Source organism: Ruegeria sp. YTSA135 (genome assembly GCF_059610165.1).
Genome location: NZ_JBXWNC010000011.1, coordinates 1 through 22,240, shown reverse-complemented (window position 1 = coordinate 22,240; position 22,240 = coordinate 1). Strand labels below are relative to the sequence as shown.

Annotated in this window: 18 protein-coding genes, 1 tRNA gene and 2 pseudogenes; 8 read left to right on the top strand and 13 right to left on the bottom strand. The window is 55.9% G+C overall.

The features are described from left to right. Positions 1–21: 21 nt before the first annotated feature. From AC2FIT_RS14780 to AC2FIT_RS14760, 5 genes are all read right to left on the bottom strand, one after another. Positions 22–1,182, bottom strand: a complete 1,161-nt coding sequence (locus tag AC2FIT_RS14780; RefSeq protein WP_496830695.1) for an ABC transporter substrate-binding protein — start codon at positions 1,180–1,182, stop codon at positions 22–24. A 153-nt stretch (positions 1,183–1,335) separates the two neighbouring features. Continuing rightward, positions 1,336–2,388 (bottom strand): ACR3 family arsenite efflux transporter, encoded by a 1,053-nt coding sequence (gene arsB, locus AC2FIT_RS14775; RefSeq protein ID WP_496830693.1) that lies wholly within the window; start codon positions 2,386–2,388, stop codon positions 1,336–1,338. Beyond that, positions 2,385–3,650, bottom strand: coding sequence for an organoarsenical effux MFS transporter ArsJ (gene arsJ / locus AC2FIT_RS14770; RefSeq protein ID WP_496830691.1), 1,266 nt, complete (start codon positions 3,648–3,650; stop codon positions 2,385–2,387). Before arsJ ends, arsB begins: the two co-directional genes overlap by 4 nt. Then, a complete protein-coding gene (locus AC2FIT_RS14765; protein ID WP_496830689.1) occupies positions 3,647–4,645 on the bottom strand; it encodes an ArsJ-associated glyceraldehyde-3-phosphate dehydrogenase in 999 nt (332 codons plus the stop codon). Before AC2FIT_RS14765 ends, arsJ begins: the two co-directional genes overlap by 4 nt. After that, positions 4,642–5,475, bottom strand: coding sequence for an arsenate reductase/protein-tyrosine-phosphatase family protein (locus AC2FIT_RS14760; RefSeq protein WP_496830687.1), 834 nt, complete (start codon positions 5,473–5,475; stop codon positions 4,642–4,644). Before AC2FIT_RS14760 ends, AC2FIT_RS14765 begins: the two co-directional genes overlap by 4 nt. Positions 5,476–5,689: 214 nt before the next feature. Between AC2FIT_RS14760 and AC2FIT_RS14755 the strand changes: the two genes are divergently transcribed. Continuing rightward, positions 5,690–5,765: transfer RNA gene (locus AC2FIT_RS14755), tRNA-Thr, on the top strand. Positions 5,766–6,176: 411 nt separating this feature from the next. Here the strand turns inward: AC2FIT_RS14755 and AC2FIT_RS14750 are convergent. Further along, positions 6,177–6,383: pseudogene (locus AC2FIT_RS14750) on the bottom strand (DUF411 domain-containing protein); the annotation flags it as partial. A 127-nt stretch (positions 6,384–6,510) separates the two neighbouring features. Here AC2FIT_RS14750 and AC2FIT_RS14745 point away from each other — a divergent pair. Further along, a pseudogene (locus AC2FIT_RS14745) lies at positions 6,511–6,979 on the top strand (IS5 family transposase); the annotation flags it as partial. A gap of 26 nt (positions 6,980–7,005) precedes the next feature. On the opposite strand, the gene AC2FIT_RS14740 reads toward AC2FIT_RS14745, so the two are convergent. From AC2FIT_RS14740 to AC2FIT_RS14715, 6 genes are all read right to left on the bottom strand, one after another. Then, positions 7,006–8,736, bottom strand: a complete 1,731-nt coding sequence (locus AC2FIT_RS14740) for a Na/Pi cotransporter family protein (protein WP_496830685.1) — start codon at positions 8,734–8,736, stop codon at positions 7,006–7,008. Between the two features lie 9 nt (positions 8,737–8,745). Beyond that, the gene (locus AC2FIT_RS14735) at positions 8,746–10,422 is read right to left on the bottom strand and encodes an alkaline phosphatase family protein (protein WP_496830683.1); all 1,677 of its coding nucleotides are present in this window, start codon (positions 10,420–10,422) and stop codon (positions 8,746–8,748) included. Between the two features lie 79 nt (positions 10,423–10,501). Then, a complete protein-coding gene (locus AC2FIT_RS14730; RefSeq protein ID WP_496830681.1) occupies positions 10,502–12,082 on the bottom strand; it encodes an arylsulfatase in 1,581 nt (526 codons plus the stop codon). Positions 12,083–12,268: 186 nt separating this feature from the next. Further along, positions 12,269–12,796: an HdeD family acid-resistance protein gene (locus AC2FIT_RS14725; RefSeq protein ID WP_496830679.1), complete on the bottom strand. Its 528-nt coding sequence runs from the start codon at positions 12,794–12,796 to the stop codon at positions 12,269–12,271. Positions 12,797–12,973: 177 nt separating this feature from the next. Next, positions 12,974–13,834, bottom strand: a complete 861-nt coding sequence (locus AC2FIT_RS14720; protein WP_496830677.1) for a DUF1269 domain-containing protein — start codon at positions 13,832–13,834, stop codon at positions 12,974–12,976. A gap of 64 nt (positions 13,835–13,898) precedes the next feature. Next, the gene (locus AC2FIT_RS14715) at positions 13,899–14,711 is read right to left on the bottom strand and encodes a hypothetical protein (RefSeq protein ID WP_496830675.1); all 813 of its coding nucleotides are present in this window, start codon (positions 14,709–14,711) and stop codon (positions 13,899–13,901) included. A gap of 314 nt (positions 14,712–15,025) precedes the next feature. Between AC2FIT_RS14715 and AC2FIT_RS14710 the strand changes: the two genes are divergently transcribed. Next, positions 15,026–16,081: a helix-turn-helix domain-containing protein gene (locus tag AC2FIT_RS14710; protein ID WP_496830673.1), complete on the top strand. Its 1,056-nt coding sequence runs from the start codon at positions 15,026–15,028 to the stop codon at positions 16,079–16,081. A gap of 158 nt (positions 16,082–16,239) precedes the next feature. Here the strand turns inward: AC2FIT_RS14710 and AC2FIT_RS14705 are convergent, their stop codons facing one another. Next, a complete protein-coding gene (locus AC2FIT_RS14705; RefSeq protein WP_496830671.1) occupies positions 16,240–17,424 on the bottom strand; it encodes an AI-2E family transporter in 1,185 nt (394 codons plus the stop codon). Positions 17,425–17,698: 274 nt separating this feature from the next. On the opposite strand from AC2FIT_RS14705, the gene AC2FIT_RS14700 reads away from it, so the two are divergent. From AC2FIT_RS14700 to cls, 5 genes are all read left to right on the top strand, one after another. Continuing rightward, positions 17,699–17,929 carry a hypothetical protein gene (locus AC2FIT_RS14700; protein WP_496830669.1) on the top strand — a complete coding sequence of 77 codons (231 nt, stop codon included), beginning with the start codon at positions 17,699–17,701 and terminating at the stop codon, positions 17,927–17,929. A gap of 172 nt (positions 17,930–18,101) precedes the next feature. Beyond that, positions 18,102–18,347 carry a hypothetical protein gene (locus tag AC2FIT_RS14695; RefSeq protein ID WP_496830667.1) on the top strand — a complete coding sequence of 82 codons (246 nt, stop codon included), beginning with the start codon at positions 18,102–18,104 and terminating at the stop codon, positions 18,345–18,347. 10 nt (positions 18,348–18,357) lie between these two features. After that, a complete protein-coding gene (locus tag AC2FIT_RS14690) occupies positions 18,358–18,840 on the top strand; it encodes a phage holin family protein (protein ID WP_496830665.1) in 483 nt (160 codons plus the stop codon). Between the two features lie 256 nt (positions 18,841–19,096). Next, the gene (locus tag AC2FIT_RS14685; RefSeq protein WP_496830663.1) at positions 19,097–20,194 is read left to right on the top strand and encodes a mechanosensitive ion channel family protein; all 1,098 of its coding nucleotides are present in this window, start codon (positions 19,097–19,099) and stop codon (positions 20,192–20,194) included. Then, positions 20,187–21,593, top strand: a complete 1,407-nt coding sequence (cls, locus tag AC2FIT_RS14680) for a cardiolipin synthase (RefSeq protein ID WP_496830661.1) — start codon at positions 20,187–20,189, stop codon at positions 21,591–21,593. Before AC2FIT_RS14685 ends, cls begins: the two co-directional genes overlap by 8 nt. The last annotated feature ends 647 nt before the right edge of the window (positions 21,594–22,240 follow it).

The window sequence follows — 22,240 nt, the reverse complement described above, 5'->3', positions numbered from 1 at the left end:
AGAACGCGTTGCAACTGGCCCTTAGGAGCCGCCTCCGGATATGACCGGCTCGAACGTACCGTCGGCTGTGATACGTGTGAGAAAGACCTCATCCATGCCCTGGTTGTCACCCGGACCATAGTGCAGGGCCACACCGCCCAGATCGACCGTGGTTAGCGAGGCAAGTGCCAGCAGGAAGTTTTCGCGGGTCAGATTCTTGCCTGCGTCCTCCAACGCCGCAATCGTGAGGCGACCGACGATATACCCTTCGAGCGAGACAAACCCAGGCTGCGCAGCCGCATCGACGGCTGCCAGCGCGGTTGTGTAGCGGGCAACCAGCGGATTGGAGTCGTCCCACGGGAAGGGCACAACTTGGCTTACGATCACCCCTTCACCCGCATCGCCAAGTTCCTTCGCCAATGCATCCGATCCCACGAAAGAGATATTCACATAGGTGGCGCCGAGTTTCATTTTGCGCGCAAGTTTGATGAATTCGGCAACCGGTTTGTAAGCGCCCACCATGACTACGGCGTCCGGTTTGGCTTTGCGGATCGACAAGAGGGCCTTTTTCACGGCCGTGGTGTTTCTGGTGTAGGTGCCTTCTGCGGCAAGCGTCATGCCGCGTTTTTCTAGTGCGGCGGTGACCCCATTCAGACCAACGCGACCAAACCCGTCATCCTGATATAGAAGCGCAATGGATTTCATGCCCTTTTGGTCGACGAGATACTCAATCCACGCCTCGGTTTCGGCAGAATATGTTGCGCGTACGTTGAAGATATTACCGTGACCTGCCTCGCGCAGAAATCCCGCACCTGTAAACGGCCCGATAAAGGGAAGGCCGGCTTCAGTGGCAATAGGCTGGGTGGCCGAAGAGGTTGGCGTCCCGACGGCACCGATCAGGCCAATGTGTTTGTCGTCTTCGACAACCGTTTTCACCAGCTCGGCAGAGCGGTCTGGCTCGTAGCCGTCATCCATACTGTCCAGTTTGATATTCCGGCCATGCACACCACCGGCGGCGTTCGCCTCTTCAAAGGCGGCGGTCAAGCCAAGCCGCATGCCGGTGCCCAGGGCAGAGGCGGGCCCTTCAAAGGCGGCAACTTGTGCAAATGTAACGCTACTTTGGGTAACGCCCTGTTCAGCCGCAGCGAAAATAGGCAGAGCCGCCATGATGCCCGCGGCAAGCATCGTTTTTTTGAGAAGCATAGGTATTCTCCCGTGGTTTTCGAAATTCCACCGGACACTGCACGATTGGCTCTTAATAAAATCTAAGTGAGCCTTATTTTTCCTCGCTTCCCCTTTTTTTTTGGTTAACATAATGTAAAAATTAGTCATTTCTTATGACGAGAGTTGGCTTTCTTAAGATATCAAGGTCTTGGTGCCCGTCACTCCGGACCTTTCGGGTTCGGGAAACCGCGAGCGGGTACGATTGGCAAAAGCAACAAGCGAAAGCATGACCGGAACCTCGACCAGAACCCCAACGACAGTCGCCAAAGCAGCGCCTGAGTTCAGGCCGAACAGGCTGATGGCGACAGCGACGGCCAGCTCAAAGAAGTTTGACGTACCAATCATGGCGCATGGGGCCGCGATTCGATGAGGGACTTTCAGCGCATAGGCCGCCCCGTAGGCCAGTGCGAAAATCCCGTAGCTCTGGATCAGGATTGGAACCGCGATCAGCACGATCACCAACGGCTTGGCAAGAATAGTCTGACCCTGAAGGCCAAACAGGATGACGACCGTTACGATCAGGCCCATGACCGACCACGGCTTTACGCGGGACGAAAAGGCATCAATGGCGTCTTTTGAACCCAGTTTGCGGCGGGTGATCAGCCCGGCGATCAGCGGCAGCACAACATAAAGCACCGTCGCCAGAACCAGCGTTTGCCATGGCACCTTGATGTCAGTCACGCCTAGCAAGAAAGCCACGATAGGGGCAAAAGCCACGACCATAATCAGATCGTTCACCGAGACCTGCACCAGCGTGTAAGTCGCATCCCCTTTGGTGAGTTGAGACCAGACAAACACCATCGCGGTACAGGGGGCCGCGCCCAGCAGTATCAGGCCAGCTGTGTATTGTGCGGCGTCTTCGGGCTGAATCCAGGGCGCAAAGACATAGTTGAAAAACACAACCGCCAGAAAGGCCATGGTGAAGGGTTTGATCAGCCAGTTGACCACCAGCGTCACGATCAAACCTTTTGGTTGGCGCGCGACCCCCGCTACTGCGCCAAAGTCGACACCGACCATCATCGGGTAGACCATCGCCCAGATCAGGACGGCCACCACCAGATTGACGCTGGCCACCTCAGCCGAGGCAACTAGTTGCACAAGGCCCGGTGCGGTCAGGCCGATCAGCACACCGCCAATCATAGCCAATGCGATCCAGATGGTCAGGTAGCGTTCGAAGATGCTCATGCATAAGCCTCATTTGTTTGATCTGTCAGCTTACCGGATGTCAGCGCCGCCAATGCTATCATTACAGCAGACGTGCCCAGAACCAGTGGAAGCCCGCCAATCTGGTAGGTCAGGCCAGACAGAACAGTGCCCACAAGGCGGCCTGTCGCGTTGGCCATGTAGTAGAACCCTACATCCATCGTTACACGCTCAGACTTGCTGAACGCTAGGATCAGATAGGAATGCAACGATGAGCTCACAGCGAAAATTGCCCCGAACACCAGCAAACCTATGACAAGCGTTTTGGTCAGCCACGCCTCGGGCCCAGATGAGGCAAGCACGGCAACCATCAAAGCGGCTGGAACGCAAAACAGCATTGCGGCCCATTTTCGCGCGGCGCGGATCAGGTCGCCTTCGCTGCGCCGGGATGCGCGCAGGATACCTGGTGCGATGGCCTGAACGACGCCGTAAAGGATGACCCAGACGGCCATGAAGGTGCCGATCATGAAGAACGCCGCGCGGTTTCCATCTTCGGTGCCGTCTGACAACACAGCATAAAAGTAAATCGGTATACCGACGACGAACCACACATCCCGTGCGCCAAATAGAAAAATCCGCGCCGCCGACAGCCAATTCACGTTGGCGGATTTCGAAAAGACCTCAGAGAATTTGGCGCTTTTGCGCCCTTTTGGCAGGCCCGGTGGCATGTACAGAATGACCGCCGCAAGGATGACGGCCAGCACAATCGCCATGACCAGCACAGCCCAGACAAAACCCAATGTGGCCAACAGCGCAGCCCCCAGTAAAAAGCCCAGCCCTTTGACCGCGTTCTTTGAGCCGGTCAGCATCGCGACCCAACGGAACAGTCCGCCGCCCTCGGGCGGGGCCAAGAGTTTGACGGCAGATTTTGAGGACATTTTGGCCAGATCCTTGGCCACTCCGCTGGCGCCCTGCACAAGCATGACAAAGGTAACAGAAGCGCCGATCGCCCAGTTAGGGTCTAATTGCGCCAGCGCCAAAAGCGCCACGACCTGAAGCCCCAGACCGGCATACAGGGTCGAGGTCAAACCGAACCGAGCCGCGATCCATCCGGCGGCAAGATTTGTGACCATACCAGCGACCTCATACAGCACAAACAGGTAGGCCAGTTGCACTGGCGAGAAGCCCAAGGTGTGAAAATGCAGCAGCACCAACATGCGCAGGGCCCCGTCGGTTAGCATAAAAGCCCAGTACGCCGCAGTAACGGCGATGTAGGCCGACAGACCTTCGGGCTTTTGTGTCACAGCGTGTTCCCAACCATGAACGCAACGTCGACAAGGCGGTGGGCATAGCCCGTTTCGTTGTCATACCATGCATAAACCTTCACCTGCGTCCCGTTCACCACCATGGTTGAGGGCGCGTCGATGATCGAAGACCGTTCGTCATTGGTGTAGTCAGTTGAGACCAGCGGGCGGGTCTCATAGCCCAGAATGCCCTTGAGTTCACCTTCGGCTGCGGCTTTGAAGAATGTGTTGACCTCGTCAACAGTGGTTTCCCGTTCGACTTCGAAAACGCAATCCGTCAGCGAAGCGTTCAGCAGCGGCACGCGCACTGCATGACCGTTCAACCGCCCTGTGAGTTCGGGGTAAATCAATGTGATCGCTGTAGCTGACCCCGTGGTGGTTGGGATCAGAGAATTCAGTGCTGATCGCGCGCGCCGCAGGTCTTTTGCAGGACGGTCTACGATGGTCTGGGTGTTGGTCACATCGTGTATCGTCGTCATCGACCCGTGACAGATGCCCAGGTTTTCGTGGATCACTTTCACCACCGGCGCTAGGCAATTGGTGGTGCAGGACGCTGCCGTGACGATGTGATGAACAGCAGGATCATAAATGCTGTCATTGACGCCCATGACAATATTTGCGGCCGGGCCGTCCTTTACCGGGGCTGACACCACAACCTTTTTCACCCCGGCTTTGAAATAGGGGGTCAGCTTGGCTTCGGTCTTGAATACACCGGTGCAATCGATCACCACGTCGACGCCGCTCAGCGGTAACTGGCCGATGTGTTTCGTGCCAATGAAAGGCAGCCGGGTTCCGTTGAGTGTCACGCTATCGGTGTCGTGTTCGAAACGCGCATCCCAGCGGCCATGAACTGTGTCGAACTCAAGCAGATGCGCATGCATCGCCGGATCGCCAATACAATCATTGATCCATGCGATCTTGGCACCCTTTTCAAGCAACGGTTTCAACGCCAGCTTTCCGATCCGGCCCAGACCGTTTACCGCAAACGTCGTCATTTGATGTCCTCAAGGGGTGTTCTGCCGATGTCATCGACTGCGGATTGCAGTGCAATCCGGTCAAGGCTTTCGACGGGTAGCGCGGTGAAGGCCTGTATCCGGCGCTTGAGTGCGCCATAGGCTCTTTGGAACGCGAGGCTTTTTTCAGCATCAGTGCCTTCAGCTTTCACCGGATCTTCCATGCCCCAATGGCCGCTGATCGGCTGCCCTTGCCACGCTGGGCATTCCTCATTTGCGGCCTTGTTGCAGACGGTGAACACAAAATCCATTTCTGGTGCGTCAGGGCCGGAAAACTCTGACACTGTCTTGGACCGGAGCAAGGACGTATCATGCCCCTTGTCCGCCAGAACCTGCACCGCAAACGGGTTCACTTCGGAAAAAGGCCTTGTCCCGGCCGAAAAGACGTTGAACCGGTCACCGCCGAAATCCCGCAGAAGCGATTCAGCAAAGATGGAGCGTGCAGAGTTACCGACGCAAATGAACAATACGTTGAATTTCCGATCTGTCATTGTGCCTTTTCCTTGCTGTAAGGGCATACAGATATCCGGGCGACCCCGGCAGCAATCGTTCAGCAGAAAGCCAAGCATGTGCTGCACGTTCTTCATATCAACCGAATAAAGCAGAGAAGTTCCCGACCGTTCCTGCGTTACCAGGCCCGAGCGTTGAAGCGCGTTCAGATAATTCGACAACGTACTGGGTTTGATGCCCAGTTCGTTTGACAGTTCGCCCGCGGGCACAGTGTCAGGAAAGCGTCGCATTAACATGCGAAACACTGAAATACGTTGCGGGTGGCCGAGAATGGCCAGTTGGTCTGCAATTTTTTCTAGCATATTTCATGAAATATAGAAATAAGGTCCATGCCGCAATCCTTAATCGGCGCTGTTACAGAAAATTCACAATCGAAAAACAGGGACAGACAGATCAATAGCCTTTCGAACTTGCTGCGTCGCATTCGGTGGCATCCATGGTTTTGAAAAGCAACTTATGCAATCCGCAGAAGGAGGCTTGCGCGTTTCAGCCTGACCGTTTACAGAACAGTCGCCTGCCTCAATAGCTCAGCTGGTAGAGCAGGTCCTTCGTAAGGACAAGGTCGGGGGTTCGAGTCCCTCTTGAGGCACCAAGTATATTCTCAATATACTGATAATGCTTGTCGTTTTCGAACAATCGTATTTTGTCCCTTGATATATCCCCTGTATTTTCGTCCATGCCTGCGAAGTCCGAGAAGACGGAGATTCCATGTTTTGACTTAGTTTGCTTTGCTAGGCCTGTGAATACCGCTATTGCCGTGCATCCGTCAGCCATTCCAACCTTAAACCGAAGGATTCTTGAAACGAAAATCTGTGCGCTTTGATTTAGCGGTGCATCGAGGGGCTGAAGCGACACCGCAAAGCAGACGTTGAGCAGATTTCACTGAATGACTGCACTGAGCCCACTGCCGACAAGGTTTCCGAAGAAGGAAAGACAGCTTTGCCTACCAGACCGGAATAAAATTGGGCTCGAGAACCGCGTGTGCCACCAAGCCAATCGGAGGCTAGGTGTGGCTGTTGAACACCTCAGCCGAGCCGTCGCACAGAACGAGCAGTGTGTCATAAGCGTCGCGCTGGTCATCCATTTCCATTCCGGGCGAGCTGATCGGCATGCCCGGCACCGTCAGGCCAAGCGCGTCGGGGCGCTCGGCTAGCAACCGCAGCACATCGCCAGCCGGCACGTGACCTTCGACAAAGTAGTCGTCGATGATCCGCGCGGTGTCGCCAAGCGCCGCTTCCAGCAGTGGCGTCTCACCCATGTCCGCGACGCCGTTGAAGGCCCAGACCTTGCTCTCCGCCGCCATGTGACGCATGAGGGATGACCCGGACTTCGAGTAAGCGCTCATCGACGGCACTATCGTTTCGGTCCACCAGAAGGCGACGGGCGCAAAAGGGGGACTCAAGCTCATTCCATCGGGCGTTCGCGCGGCGAGCTGACGACGAAGATCGTGGCGCTCGTGGATGCGCTCGGCAACCTCGTACGGTTCCTGCCGCTGCCAGGTCAGGCGCATGACATGAAGGGGGGCGCGCCGCTGATCCGGAGCATTTCCTTCGGCGCGTTGCTGGCCGACAAGACGTTCGACCCAAACTGGCTTCTGGAGGAGCTGGACGCGCGTGGGGGGACTGCAGTGATCCCGCCGAAGTCGAACCGAAAGAACCATCGAGACCATGATGTCGACGCCTATAAATGGCGGTATCTGATAGAAAACTACTTCGCAAAAAGAAGGAATTTAGAGGCATAGCCACGCGCTACGACAAAACCGATTGCAGCTACGCGGCCAACTGGAACTTCATCGCCTCAAGGTGATTGTCCACAGGCCCTAGTTTTGTCACTTATTCTTGATCGTCGCCACTACGAAGAACCGTTCGGGCGGCTCGACGAGTTATCATCATGAGCACGCGCAGCGTTTGGGCAAGCTCGATCCGCAGGCGTAAATCTTCGGCCCTTCCCTTGTCATCGGTCGTCAAAACCTGTGCCGCAGCAAGCGATGCGAAGGCCCGTTCTCCGGCATCCTTGTATCCGAGCACGCGCATAGCTGCGTCTTTGTCTCTGTCGCGAACGGCGCTGACGGCGTCCCGAACCGACATTTCCATCAACTTATACATATCGGACAGTCCTAGTTCTTCGTCATTGGAACGTATTGTACGGAGAACGGGCAGGATCCGAACTTTGAGGATCTCCGAAATCATGTTGAGTTCGGTGGCTGCAATGGCGAGATTGACCCGTTCGTCTGCATCCGCTTCACGCAGTTCGCTTTCACCAACGCGCGCCACAAAACGCGTAATCTGCGGCAGCAGTGCCGTACCCCTTTTTGCCTGGCTTTCAGCTTCGTCGAGTCTGGCGTTGTCCCCCGATTGTATAGCTGCCCAAATCTCGTTGAGCATGTTTTGGGCAAGACCTCCTAGCCGTGCCGTTTCTTCACGCGCGGCCTGCAGCGCCATGACTGGCGTGCTCAGGAGCGCGTCGTCAAGAAACTCCGGAACGACAGAATCTGTTGCCTCTGCAGACTTCGACTCTGGGACCAGGCGGATGGCAAGAGCGGCGATCTGCTGAGTGAAGAACAGGAAGATCACCGTGTTGATAACGTTGAAAAGCGTGTTCGCATTCGCAATCTGCCGCGGCGCTTCAACGGCCAAGCGCTCCGCACCGACAAGATCCGGGTAGCTAGGCGAAACAGAGACCGTCAGCGATGCGAGTAACGAAATCAGGGGCAACCAAAGCAAAACACCCGCGACGTTGAAAATGACGTGTACTGTCGCTGCACGACGCGCATCCAGCGGTTTGCCGAGCGAGGACAGACCGGCTGTCACGCATGTCCCGATATTGGCGCCGAGCGCCATGGCGATTCCGGCCTCCAGAGAAACCAACCCCTCGCTCGCCATGATTACGATAATGCTCGTCGTGGCCGAGGAGGATTGCACAAGTGCGGTGAAGAGCGCCGCGATCGCAATGGCAAGAACCGGGCTTTCAGCCATTGATTGCATCAGACTGATAAATGGTTCGTAGCCACGCAGCGGTACCATTGCGAAGCTCATCATGCCCATCCCGAAAAAGACTAGTCCAAGACCCATCAAGATAGACCCAAGATGTCGGGTTTGGTCTTTTTTGGCGATGAAGTTGGTAAAAAAACCCAGCGCGATCATCGCCGGAGCGTATTCTTCAACGCTAAAAGCCACAATTTGAGCGGTCATGGTTGACCCCACATTGGCGCCCATGATCACACCAACAGACTGCTGCAGTGACATGACGCCGGCGGACACGAACCCTACCACAAGTACTGTGGTGACGGACGAAGACTGGACCACGGCTGTCACGCCGGCACCGGTGATGGCGGCCATCACCCTGTTCTTGGTGAACTTCTGGAGCACAACACGCATCTGATCGCCGGCAGCGTTCTTGAGACCATCTGACAGGAAGTTCATTCCAAGAAGAAAGAGCGCCAATCCACCGAAAAGTCCCATCGACATCCCACCGAAATCGAGCGAAAGGACGGCGACGGTTGCATCAACCGTTGTCGCGGCAAGCAATACTGAAGTGAAGGCGACAGCGGCAATCAAGCTCATTTTCCCAGATTACCTCAGTGCTTCGACAAGCGGCTGGCCCAGCGCGCCTGAGGGCGGCTTTGTGCCCAAATAGGCTGCTATCGTAGGGGCAACGTCAACCGTTTCAACCCTTCGAGCGACCCGGGCAGGGTCGATACCAGGGCCAGCAACAATTATTGGCACGTGCGTGTCGTAAGTCCAGGGCGAGCCGTGGGCGGAAGCCACATGCAGCCCGTCGAAGTCGGCGATGAACCAGTGCGGCTCGAAGACGATGTAAATGTCGCCCGAGCGGTCGGGGTGGAAGTTGGCCAGAACCGCGTCCTGAATCTTGCCGCGCGGCACTGCGCCCGCGCGAAGGTCTGAGCTGGCAATGGCATGGGCGATGCCTGGCAGCCGCTCCAGTTCCGCGGCCACTGCGCGCTCCACCAAAACGCGGTCGAAGCCGCGGGTCGCGATTTCAGCCGTATCTAGATAAAGGTAAGGGTTGGAAAAATTAAGGATCAGGTCGCGACTCTCGCCGAATTCGGCGGCCAAGCGCACGAAACCCGGCTCGGTGTCTACGCGCTCGAAGTCAAAGGTTCCGGCTTCGATGCCGAGTGTGGCGAGGTAGTCGGGATGCTCTGGCGCGCCGTGGTCGGCAGACAGGACCACGAGCGTCCGGTCCAGCCCGACACGTTCGTCGATATGTGCCAGCAAGTCGGCCAACGTCCGGTCGAGCCGCAGGATGTTATCCTCCGACTCCAGGCTGGAGGGGCCGAAGACGTGGCCGACATAGTCGGTGGAAGACAGGCTAACGGCGAGGTAGTCGGGCACATCATCCTGCCCGAGCCCCTCGGCGTCAATCAGCGCCTTGGCGAAGTCGGCAGTGATCTCATCGCCGGCGGGGCTCAGCGTCAGGCGCGTGGTGAAATACTTATCGTCTGCCGTGCCGAACGCGTGCGGGAAGGTGCGCCCGAAGCCAGGGAAATCGGTCTCCCATGGCTGATCGTCGCGTGTGCCGAACATGTAGACGTCGGGCATGGCGGACAGCTCCCACGCGGTGTTGGCGTAGCGCGCCACGACGGCCTTCGCCTCCCACTCGGTGATCCATTCCGGGTAGGCATTGCGGTAGAAGGTGCTGGTGACGAACCGCCCCTCCGACTTTGAGAACCAGTAAGCGGTGCCCGCGTGCCCGGCCATCGAGATGGAGCCGCGATCCTTGATAGAGACGCCAAAGATTTTCGTCTCGGGGCCGAACTGCAGCGCAATCTCGTCCGAGATCGTGGAGGTCAGGATGTTGCGGGGCGAGCGGCCATCCGTCGTCGCGGCCCTCTGGGTGGGGTCGATCTCGGCGTTGGTATCGACGCCCTCGGCGCCTACGAGCGGAAAGTCGGGATCCTGCACGTTGTAGAACTGCTTGCCCCCGATCCGGTCGAACCACAGGTTCGCGACCATGCCGTGGATCGCCGGATCCGTACCGGTGGCGAGCGTCGTATGCCCGACGATTGTCTCGGTGTTCGCATGTCGGTGATGGGCATCGACGAAATGCACGCCGCTGTCAATCAGGCGGCGGAACCCACCATCTCCCAGATGCCGACCGTAGCGATCGATCAGGTCGCCACGCAGTTGATCGACGGTGATCTGCAAGACCAAGCGCGGCTTCTCTTGGGCGGTCGATGTACTTGAGAGAAGCGTCAAGATACCCGCAACCAAATACAGCGTCTTCATTTACCTCTCCTTCTGTTCGATGATCTCTTGGTCACGGCATCCCAATGAGGGACGCCGTAAACAGTCTTTTTTCGGTTGATCACTGATAGGCTGGAGAGATGATTCCCTTTTCAGTGATCTCCTTGAGGACCTGAATAGCTCGCAGCGACTGGTAATTGATGCCGCTGGCATTCAGAACCTGACCCTCTCGGAAAGGGTAACCGTCCATAGACGCAATGAAATCGCGGATTTCTTCTTGGATCGGCACGAAGAGCCACATCTGATCCGCCATCCATCGCAGGTACATATCCGACTCTAGCCACATTTCTTCGAGTGGGTCGGATCGCAAGTGAACGATCTTGGGCCAGTTCGAAGCAAAGCGCACGGCGTCAGTGATATTCCCCTCCAGCGTTGCGAAATGCACCTTCCAGTCATTCCACCTCACTGCATTCAATTCACCGTTGGCCGAGAAGTAAAAAATCTGATCGCGCGGGCTCTCTTCCACCTCGCCCGATAGATACGGCATCATATTGTAGCCGTCGAGATGAACGCGGAAATCCTTGCCGTTCGCAGTGTGGCCTTCTAGCAGCTTCTCCTTAATGTCCGGTTCGCCGGCAGCCGCCAAGAGTGTCGGCATCCAGTCTTCATGGCTGATGATGTCATTGAACTTCGTGCCCGGGTTCACTGTGCCCGGCCAACGGATTAGCTGCGGAACGCGGAAACCACCTTCAAATGTTGTGCCTTTTTCTCCGTGGAACGGCGTTATGCCGCCATCCGGCCACGAAACCTTTTCTGCGCCGTTATCAGTAGAGTAGATAACGATTGTGTTATCCGCGATTCCCAGTTCGTCAAGCTGGTTGAGCAACTGCCCGACATGCCCGTCATGCTCGGCCATACCATCCGGGTAAAGACCCATGCCAGTCAGGCCGACGCTTTCCGACTTCAGCCGGGTCCACACATGCATTCGCGTTGTGTTCATCCAAACGAAAAAGGGTTTTTCTTGTTTCACAGACCGATCAATAAAGTCCATTGCACTCGCGAGAAATTCTTCATCGGCAGTTTCCATACGCTTCCGAGTCATTGGACCCGTGTCTTCAATCTGGCCATCCGCCGATGCCTTGATTACGCCGCGCGGACCATAGCGTTCCCGAAATGCTGGATCTTTTGGATAGAAATAGCCCTCAGGTTCCTCTTCAGCATTGAGGTGATACAGGTTACCGAAGAATTCGTCGAACCCATGGTTCGTCGGCAGGTGCTCATCTTGGTCGCCCAAGTGGTTCTTTCCAAACTGCGCGGTAGCGTAACCGTGGTTCTTGAGCAGTGACGCGATCGTAGGCGACCATTCGGGCATTCCATGCTTGGACCCGGGCATGCCGATTGTTAGAAGACCAGTCCGGAAAGGATGCTGGCCTAGGATGAATGAAGCTCGTCCTGCGGTGCAAGACTGTTGAGCATAGGCGTCAGTAAACATCGCGCCCTCGGCTGCCAGGCGGTCGATGTTTGGCGTCTGGTAACCCATCATCCCGTGGTTATAGGCGCTGATGTTGAACATGCCGACATCGTCGCCCCAGATCACGAGAATATTGGGTTTTTCCGAGTTTTGCGCCGTGGCGGCCCCGGACATTAGTCCCAGCGCTGTCACCGTTATAGCGCATAGTCTGGTTATCTTGTTGAATAACATGATCTTCCTCCTTTTTTTCGAGCGGCGCCCGACACTGCTTTCCGCCAGTTGCGCCTAGTTGCTTTCCTGTTGCGCGATCTCGCCAGAAACGACAGTCACGGCGGAGTTCATGATCTCTCCGGCGGATTTATCCATGGACTGCCCGATGATGACGGAATGACAGTCGTCCGATATGAAGCGGTCCCCTTAAGTTGCCGCTGCTTTCGTCTTGTCCTTACTAAACGCCAGTGCGAATGAAGACACACCGTCGGCGATAAGCTCTACCCCGAGGAGTATGCCGAGAGTCGAGACAGCGGAAACTGGCCAATCCATGAAGATGATGACGCCGAGCGCAAGCGAGGCGATACCGGAGATCAAGACCATCCAGAAAGCTCTTCGATCCTCCAGCGCAAATGCATACGCGATCTTGGCCGCGCCGCCAAACAGGAACGCAATGGCTATCAAAGTGGTTAGAACCACCATGCCCATCAAAGGCCGACCCAAGATCATCAAGCCGATGAGAACCCACATGATCCCAAGAAGGATAGTCCAGAACTTTACGGTGTTTGTTTCATCACGAAAGGCGGCGATCACCTGAGCGACGCCGAAGGCAATAAAGACAAAAGCTATGACTACGGTCGCGAAACCACTGGCCAATACCGGATTTGCAAGGGCAAATAACCCACCCAGCAGAGATACAATCCCCATCAGAACCCAAAGAAACCTGTTTTGCATGTCGTTACCTCTTGAGTTGGTTCGGCGGGCTTTTCGGCTGATCTTACAGGATCGACCGAAAAGCCCGGTGTGTCTTGGTTCTTGTGTGTCTCCCGATTTTCCGCTCCCGGCAGATACTTTACCCAATGGGATAGAAAGGATTTGCGGGTTTGGACCTGCCCGGGAGCCGCCGTGAAATCAGGGCTTCAACGCCTCGCGCGCCAATTCGGCAGAGTTTTTCAGCTTTTCCTTGCGGACCTTGTACTCTTCCTTGATCTCGGCCTTGCGCTTTTCAAATTTTTCCTTTCGTTCAGCAGAGGCTTTGGCGATCTGCTCGTCAAGAGCATCCAGACGCGCGTCCATTTCTGCATCCATGGCGTCAAGGCGCTCATTGATCTTCTTGTTATTTTCCGCGATCCGCGACTTCACGGTATCAACTTTTGCCTTGATTGCGGCCTTATTTTCTTCATGCGCAGCCCGCATTTCCTCGTCAAGTTCAGCGAGCTCGCGGTCCATGGCACGCATTTCCGCTTCCCATTGCTCATCGACGGCATCAACGCGGGGCTTGCGGAATATGGTCCCGCCATGTTCAGCCATCTTGGTATCGAGGGGTGCCGTCCATATCTCGTCAACAGATGCTACGATGCAGGATTTGCCCGGAAGCAGTTCCATAGAAACCTGATCGAGCATCGTCATATCTACACCGGAAACCCAAAGATCGCGATAAACGCCAAAAAGACCACCTGTCATGCCGCCGACGGCCATCCCGCCAAGCGCGGCTTGGCCTGCAGCAGCAGTGCCAGCTACCACCGCGCCAGACGCGATCGCTGCTGGCCCCGCTAGAACACCAACCATTGCGCCGAGCATCATGCCAAAGGCCGTGCCGATTGGACCTTCATCCTGGGCTTTCTTGATCGCTACCTGACCGTCTGCGTCTTTACCGATGACAGCAGCCGCGTATACCGCCAGTTCACCGTTCCGATGCAAATCCCGTAGCGCCTCTGCCCCTTTGAAAGCAGCTTCCTCTGTGTCGAACACGACTGCTACAAACTTTTCCATGGTATTGTTCCTCTTTCAGGATTTTGGTTAGGGATAGTATTTGGATGGAGGCCGGAGCTCCCGGCTATTTCAGAAACTGCATGTTCAAAGCCAGGTAGATCTGCCATTCCGGCACGCCGGCCCCGCGCTTGGCAACGGAGTACTGGGGTTCGACAAAAACGTTGAAGACAGTCTTGTCTCGCCGGGTCACTTTACCCAGTCTCAGCCCCAGCGGGACTCCGTAGTTGTCGTTCTCGAAGTTGTAGCTCCAAATCGGGGCGCCTCCCGTATACCAACCTTTGCCCAGCTGATAAAAAACAAAGGGTTGGAACGCGGCCACGCTGGCACGGGGTTTGCCATTCGTATCACCCACACCTCCGCGGTAGGTCAGCAGGTAACCGTACTGAACCAATGGCGAGGTCGCGTTGAAGTAAACGTTGGCGAGACCCAATTGCCACTGGTCCGCCCCAAGGCCATTTTTCCCTGAAGGCGCCACGATCTGAGGCCCGATTGCAAAACTGGTTGCAGGGTTTCCGGTGTCGAACTGATAGGCAGCAAAGATATCCAGATCGCCGATGCCGGAGACTGTTGAGAAACCCGGACCGACAGGTAAAGAGTTCAACGGAAGCGAGGCTCGTATCAGCCAGTTCGAAGCCCCGATCTGCAAAGGTTGCGCATAACGCAGAACGAATTGGTTTCCTGAGCCGTTCGGCACGCCATTGAACGCGCCAACATAGTAGTTTTGGAGGTTAAACGCACGGATGTCCGCCAGGGGATTGTTGGCCTGGGCAGCGGCCTGATTTTCGCTGTCCGGCGAAGCCAGGGCGTCACCCGCAGTCAAGGACAAACAGATCGAAGCGACCAAGGTGAACGCTCTAATCGGAACGTTTGCAGACACCGCTCTGGTTATGCCTGCAGTCTGCGCTGGCGACACTGCGCAGGCCCTATGAAAAATCCGTCGAAGCATCTTTTGGGAAGCGTTCCCAATGGTCATCTGGCCAATCCTTCCCGGATTACTTGTAAGCGCCCACGCAGAGCCCGATCGAGCCTCCGCACTCCAACCCGCAACAAGCAGCTTTCTTCAGACCGGTGACACGAAGAGGGCCAAGCGCCTTGATAACGCTTTGCCGCACTCTAAAATCGAATTCACACGACCTGCTTTTCTGCCCGCAGTGATTCTGCAGAAAAGAATAGATCACAAGGGCTTGGGAAATGTCGGCAAACGCGCAAAAATCGAATGCTGAGATCCTGGAGGTGGAGAAACCTTCTATGGTCAGGTTGGCGCTAATTCGTGCGCCCCTTGATCTTCTGTCGCAAACGCACCCCTCCAGGGCGGCGCGGATCAGGCGGGACCTGAGAGACAATGTGGATCAGTGGTTTGCCGAAGCACAGCTTTCCTATATCGACTATCTGCAAGCCTTGGCGCGTATCGGTTCCGAAGACGAGGACAGAAATCTGTTCTTACGGGCCGGAATGGCGCCAAATTTGGGAACGCTGGGTTTATTCGGAAAGGCCTGCATCCACTCCGACACCTTATGGACAGCTTTGAAAACAGCACAGCGACTAATGGGCGGCCTTGTCTACAATGGGCAAATGAACATTCGTTTGCAACGAAACCGGTGCCGAGTATCGGTGTCTACCGCGCCGCTTGTTCATGATAGCTTTGATGCTAACTCCAAGTATCTGATTGCATTAACTTGCTATCTGGTTTGCCTTTCGGACAGAGTCGAGAATGCTGATCTCAAAATGTTTTTCCCGGGTGCTTCGTACAAGCATCAAGGCATTTTACCAAAAGTACAGCAGTTCGTCCCTGCTTCGGAATATGCTTTGGAGTTCAATGAACATTTGCTGAAAAGCCCCCTGAAACTCTCGAACCCGGAACTATCCGCTTTCTTGCCCTCGATCGTTGAAGAATTGAATGAACCTGCGAACGCCGCGGATTTAGCGGTGATAATTACAAAGATGAACGCCGCTGCTTTGAAGGGGCTTTATCGTCCGCTCGGATTGTCCGAGGCAGCTTACCTGCTCGACACCAACGCGCGCACCCTTCAGTTGCGCCTGAAAAATCAGGGGACGAGTTTCAGCGTTCTGCGAAACAGGGCCGTGCACCAAAAAGCGCGGTCAGAACTTGCGTCCGGACGATCGGTCAACGAGACGAGCGAACTCTTGGGTTTTGAACATCGGCAGAGTTTTTCTGAGGCTTTCCATCGCTGGGAAGGAACGTCCCCATCCGCTTTCGTATCTCTTGCGAGGGGTGAAAGACAGTAAGCGCGAAAGGACCGCGGGGAAAGATGTGATGGCGGGTTGCAGAGCACCTGGCGCTGCTAAGCATCATGCGGTTTTACTGTCTTTGGTTCGAACGGCAGGCTGGGATTGGACGCAAGCAGATCTTAGAGATCTGATATGGCTGAGTGGTGTCCCCAGGCTCACCTGGAACGATTCTTTTCATATTCTTCCCGAAGCCGATTGGCCTCGAGCTCCAGATCTGTCTGCCCGGTATTCTCAGCATCGTCGATTATGGGCTTAACGGACGCTGTCTCTTGATCGGGTTTCGAAAGCCTTCCGTCGCCGGACATCAAGACAGCCGCCCATCTCAGGCCGGGAACGTGAGCAAAAATTATCAGTATGCAAACCGTAATGGGAACGCTGAGAAAAGCGCCAGGCAACCCCCAGATCGTCGTCCATGTCGTCAGGGCGATAATCACCATCATCGGGGACAAGTTGAGAGATTTCCCAGTAAACGCAGGCTCGACAATGTTGCCTATGACGAATTGGACTGCCCCGCAGCCCAGAGCGATGATCAGGAAGGCGGAATAGCCATCGAACTGGACCAGCGCCACAATCGCAGGGAAAATCACGGCCAGCGCCGAACCAATGGACGGAATGAAGTTCAGGGCAAACGTCAGGACGCCCCACGTTTCCGCAAAGTCCAGGCCGACGTACTTCATGATCGCGTAGCACAATAAGCCGGTCAAGGCGCTCACAAATGTCTTGATGCCCACATACCGTTGCAGTGAATCCGAGATGATAATGACGGTCTTGCGTATTTCCGCACCTAGCTCTGGATCATTGGCAGATATCACCAGCTTTTCCCGCATTGGGCGGCGTTCAATCAACATGAACGGCAAGTACAAGAAAACCAAGAATACGCCGGACAAAAATGTCTTGGCCGAACTGACGGTTTCCACTGCGAACCCCTTGGCATCGAGGTCCTGTATGACGTTAGAAACCGCGGCTGCATTATCGTCTCCGATGATCTCGACGATATGCGCAAGTATGCCAGCGAATCGGTCTTGATATCGTGGGACCGCGGCAGCCACCTCCTGTGCCTGAGCCGACAGCACACTCAAGATAGCGAGCATACCGGCCACGATAAGCAAGAAGCCCAAAACATATGACAGCCAGATAGGAACCGCACGGCCACCGATCCGAACGGCCGAGATGCGATCAATGACAGAAGCAACGAGCACGAATAGAAGGCCAGAAATGGCCAGTGGTATCAGTAGCTCCTTGAGAACGAAAAGCCCTGTGACGGTAGTGCCAACGATGATCGAGGAATAAGCCCAGAACGCCAAGGTCGTAGCGGGCCGGGGAGACGTGTTTTGGTCCATATTGCGTGGTCCCATCCTTGGATCGCGAGAGCGGGTCGACCTCGACGTCATTCGTCAGCGAGAGTCTAGCCTTTTTCATTTTGAAGCAAACGGCTTTTAAGCAAACCACCTTAGCCGCATTCGGCTGAGTGCTCTAGACGCAAAAAATCTGCCGCTCGTTTGTGACACGGCGACGCTCGCGCAGCGACGTCCGCAGATCGCCAAAAGTAAAGGTTTGATGTATTGTTAAGACGGCACTACGGTCTCAGCATGTGAAAACTCAGGAGGTGTGGGAATGGACATCACGGATGTATTGGCAGACCTGCAGCAGCGTCGCGACGAGTTGCGGCTGCAAATGCACTTGGCGACGAAGGAAGCCGAGGACGAATGGCAAGAGTTGACCGCTCAGTGGGACAAGTTCCTGACACGCGCCGAGTTCGAAAAAAGCGCCGAGGAAGTTGGCGAGGCGGCGCGGGTGCTTGGTCTGCAGATGAAGGCGGCCTACGACAAGTTCAAGAAGTCTTAGATCCGGGCTGACCCGGCCGCGCGCAGCGAAAAGGGGCCTTGGGCATGGATTCCGGCAAGACTGGCGATGGGAAACGTCCCGAGCTGAATGATCAGAAATGTCTCTGCCTGCCGAAGGGTCCGGTTTCACCTGCCTCGATCTCGGACAACGCAATCAAATGGGAGATTGCCGCATGGCTACAAAAGCTGAGCTCGAAGCGGAACTGGCGGTTCTTCGCGAGAAGCTCAAGGAACATGGCGGTTCATCAGCGCAAACGCCGGAATTGCCCGACAACATCGATGAAGAGGGAGAGCCGGGGGGGTGGGACAACGAGCTATCCGAGCTTTTGGCACAAATCGAAGAACTGCCGAGCAAACACCCCCTGCTTCTTGCATTGGGAATATTCGCCCTAGGATATATGATCGGTCGTTCAAAGTAGGGAGCTGGCAATGAACCGCATCTCCAAAAACGTATCTATCGTCCTCCGTTCCGAGCGACTGATCGCTCAGCGGCACTTAGCCGTATTGAGGCGACAAACCGGTCTGATGGCGGCGGCGGGTATCGCTGCGGCAGTCGGTTTGATCATGTTGAACGCGTCGGCATACTTGGCCCTTTCACAAAGTGTTTCGGCGCCAATTGCGGCTTTGGTTGTGTCGCTGGCGAATTTGATCGTCGCCGCGATCTTGGTTTCGATGGCAGGCAAATCCAGCGCGGAACAGGAAACAGCACCGGTCGCAGAGGTGCGCGACATGGCCCTTGAAGACATCGAGGCCGAGATCCGAGCCTTTTCCGAAGAAGCCAAGGCCACGGCGGAAGCCGTCAAGAAAATGGCGAATGACCCGTTGGGTTCCATCGCCCCCAAAGTTGCAAGCAGCGTGGTCAGCGCCGTGATCAGGAACGCCAAGGAGAGCTCTAACAAGGACAAAAGCTAGCGCAGCGGCTGCCTCCAAACCAACCGGCGCCTCTGTGTTTTTTTGCGCCGATTATCGATGCCGCGGGCGCGACACCTGGCCTAAAGAGGCGGTTTCTAACAGCAGGCTGAGAGCGGGTAGATCTTCGGAAAGTCATCAGCCAAGGATCATGAAATCAAGCTGCTTGGCGAATGTAATCTATGGGAAGCCTTTTGCTTTGACTGCTCACCTGGACAACACCCTTGGGAAATCAAGCATAGAGAAAGCTGCTGAAAGCTTGTCGAACTGGGTTGAGAGTATCGACCCTGTGCTGGCGGTCGGCTTGCTGGCTGTCATCCTGTTTGTCTACTTTCTTCGAAAACCACTAACCGAATTGATCTTGCAGTTCCTGAGTTTCCTCATGCACCGCTTGGAGAGTGCAATATCAGAGGAGATCCGCGATAAGCTGCGCGAAGCCATCCAAGTGCTTCTTGTCACCTTTTCCCTTTTCCTTGCTGTCGAGTTGTTTCACCCGCCTGAACTGCTGGGTGGATTTTTGCGTCGAATATTAACATCCGTCAGCATCATTGCTGTGTTTACTGCGTGGTACCGCTTGGCCGCAGTTTTCGTTTCAATGCTAGGGAATGAAGACCATGCGAAATCTATTCGTCTCGAACAGGACTGGACTGTTAGAGTAACGCAGTTCGCAGTTGTTCTATTCGGTTTAACTGCGTTGCTCGAGGTCTGGCAGATTGATATTTCCGGCGCGCTGACGGGCGTTGGCGTGCTTGGCGCGGGGCTGGCTATCGCCTCGCAGGACCTTGTCAGGAACTTGCTGGCCGGCATGACCAACAGCAGCGAAGAGCGCTTCGTTTCCGGAGATGCGATCGATGTCGAGGGTCTGGTCACCGGTGTTGTCGAGCGGGTGGACCTGCGCTCGACTCTGGTCGTCGGCTTTGACCAGATCCCGCGCTTTGTTCCGAACGCGGAACTGGCCAACAGCGTGGTGCTGAATTATTCCCGGATGAAGCATCGTCGGATCATGATGACCTTCGGCCTGGTACTCTCTGCCAGCGAAAGCCAAGTGATCGCCGTTCGTGACGGGCTACGGCGCTACATGGAGGAAAGCGACGATTTCGACACCTCGGATGCCGCCCCCTGCTACGTACGGGTTAAGGGGCTAAGCGACCATTCCATAGACATCCTCTTCTATGGGCGCACTCGGTTACCCACCTACTCGGATTTTCTGCGCGTCAGCGAAAACCTCAGCCTGAAAATCCTGTCTCTGGTCGCTGAGGTGGGAACCCAACTGGCTTATCCGACCCAAACGATCAAAACGGTTTCCCCGGAACCTCATCAGACGCCCGGCCCGGATAAGGAGGTCCTCAATGACTGAGTTCATCCTGGTCTTTCTGGTTGTCCTCGAAGGGGTCGCCATTTTCTTCGCATGGCGCGCCGTACAAACCGCACGCACGCCGCAGGGGGCGGTGGGCTGGGCCATCCTGCTGATCGTCGCGCCTTACCTGGGCGTGCCACTCTACCTATTCTTGGGCCATCACAAGTACCGGGGGTTCGTCCTTTCCCGCAAAGGTAGCGAACGCGTGATGGAAGGCCTGCGCATCCATGCCGAAACGCATAGGCCGGCGGTGTCGCTGCCGGTGTCGCCCCGGCCGCTGGAGGCGATTTCCGGGTTTCCGGCAGTGCGCGGCAATTCCATGCGGCTGCTTGTCGATGGCGAAGAAACATTCGCAGACATTTTCAATGCCATCGATGAGGCCGAGAATTACGTGCTGGCGCAATCCTACATCGTCAAGGACGATGGCGTCGGGCGCGCACTGGCCGAGCGGATGATCGCGGCGGCAGGCCGGGGCGTCAGCGTGCGGTTCCTCGTCGATGCGGTCGGCTCGATTGCGCTGCCCGCAACCTACTTCGACCGGTTACGTGCGGGCGGCGTAGAATTCGTCGACCCCAAAAAGATGCCCGGGCCCCGAACGCGCTTTCACCTCAACTTCCGCAACCATCGCAAAACCATCATCGTGGATGGTAAGACAGGCTTTACCGGCGGGCTGAATTTCGGCGACGAGTATAAGGGGCTGGACCCGAAATTTGGCGACTGGCGCGACACCCATGCCCGGCTGCAGGGGCCGATCGTGTCACAGCTGCAGCTGATCTTTGCCGAGGACTGGCACTGGGCCACCGAAGAGGTGCTGCTTGACGACCTGCTCTGGGATGCACCCCTGGCCGGGGATGACATGGCCGCGATGCTGATGGCGACCGGCCCGGCGGACGAGATGGAAACCGGGGCGTTGTTCTTCTTTGCCTGCATTTCCATGGCCAAGGACCGCATCTGGATCGCCTCGCCCTATTTCGTTCCGGACACGGACGTGATTGCGGCCTTGAAATTCGCCGCGCTGCGCGGCGTTGATGTTCGGATACTTGTTCCCGAAGTCGTCGACCACAAAGTGCCTTGGCTTGCAGCCTTTGCCTATTTCGACGAAATCCGCGACGCGGGGGTCAAGGTCTTTCGATACGATGCAGGCTTCATGCATCAGAAGGTCGTCCTGGTCGATCATACCGTGGCGGCAGTGGGCACAACAAACATGGACAACAGGTCATTCCGTCTGAACTTCGAGGCCATGGCAATGTACTTTGACACTCGCGCGGCTTCCCAGTTGCACGCGATGCTCGAAGCAGACTTTGTGCGGTCGTTTGAACTCACAAAGACACTGACGGAGCAACCTTGGAGAGTTCGCGTTGGCGCTCCAATTTCGCGGCTGTTTTCCCCATTACTTTGACTGCTTTGCTGGGGCGATCTTTGAAGTGTCATTCCTTCTTCAAAGTTCTTCGTAGATTGTATGATTTTAACTTGGCGTTAAGCATCTGGCGTATCAATCGCGCCGGGTTTGCCGGAGGGCCTGCCGGTGTAACCGCCGAGATGGCTGATCGGCTGAAGGCGCCGGAGCGGCATGCCATTTCAGAGATGCCGAGACGGCATTCGAGAAGACCTGAGCTGTGGTGAAGTATGCGAAGATTTGCGCACCAATCACACAGGAGCCGACACCGGCACTAGAGAGGGTTCGCTCCCGGTCCCATCCCCTCAGTCAAATGGCCGCTATCCGGTGAAGTGTCGCCAATCAACCAGCTTTGTTTTATGACCTATAGGTCCGCAACTCAGACCTTGAACCTTTTTCAAGGAAGGCCTTCCTACACCGCTAAGCCGACCTTCGCACACAAAGGCGCGGAACAGCGACAATCAACGACCGCTTTCGTCAACAGCTGCCATTCGCAAAAACCTGGTGAAGTTCTGAGTTGCGGACGAAGCGGACGTCTACACAAAGGATTGTTTATCTTTCTGACGCTGGCTCTACGCTCAGGACTCATAACCAGTAGATGACGAGAGCCGCGAGGGCGATTGCGGACAGAAAGACTTTCGGGCATCGGT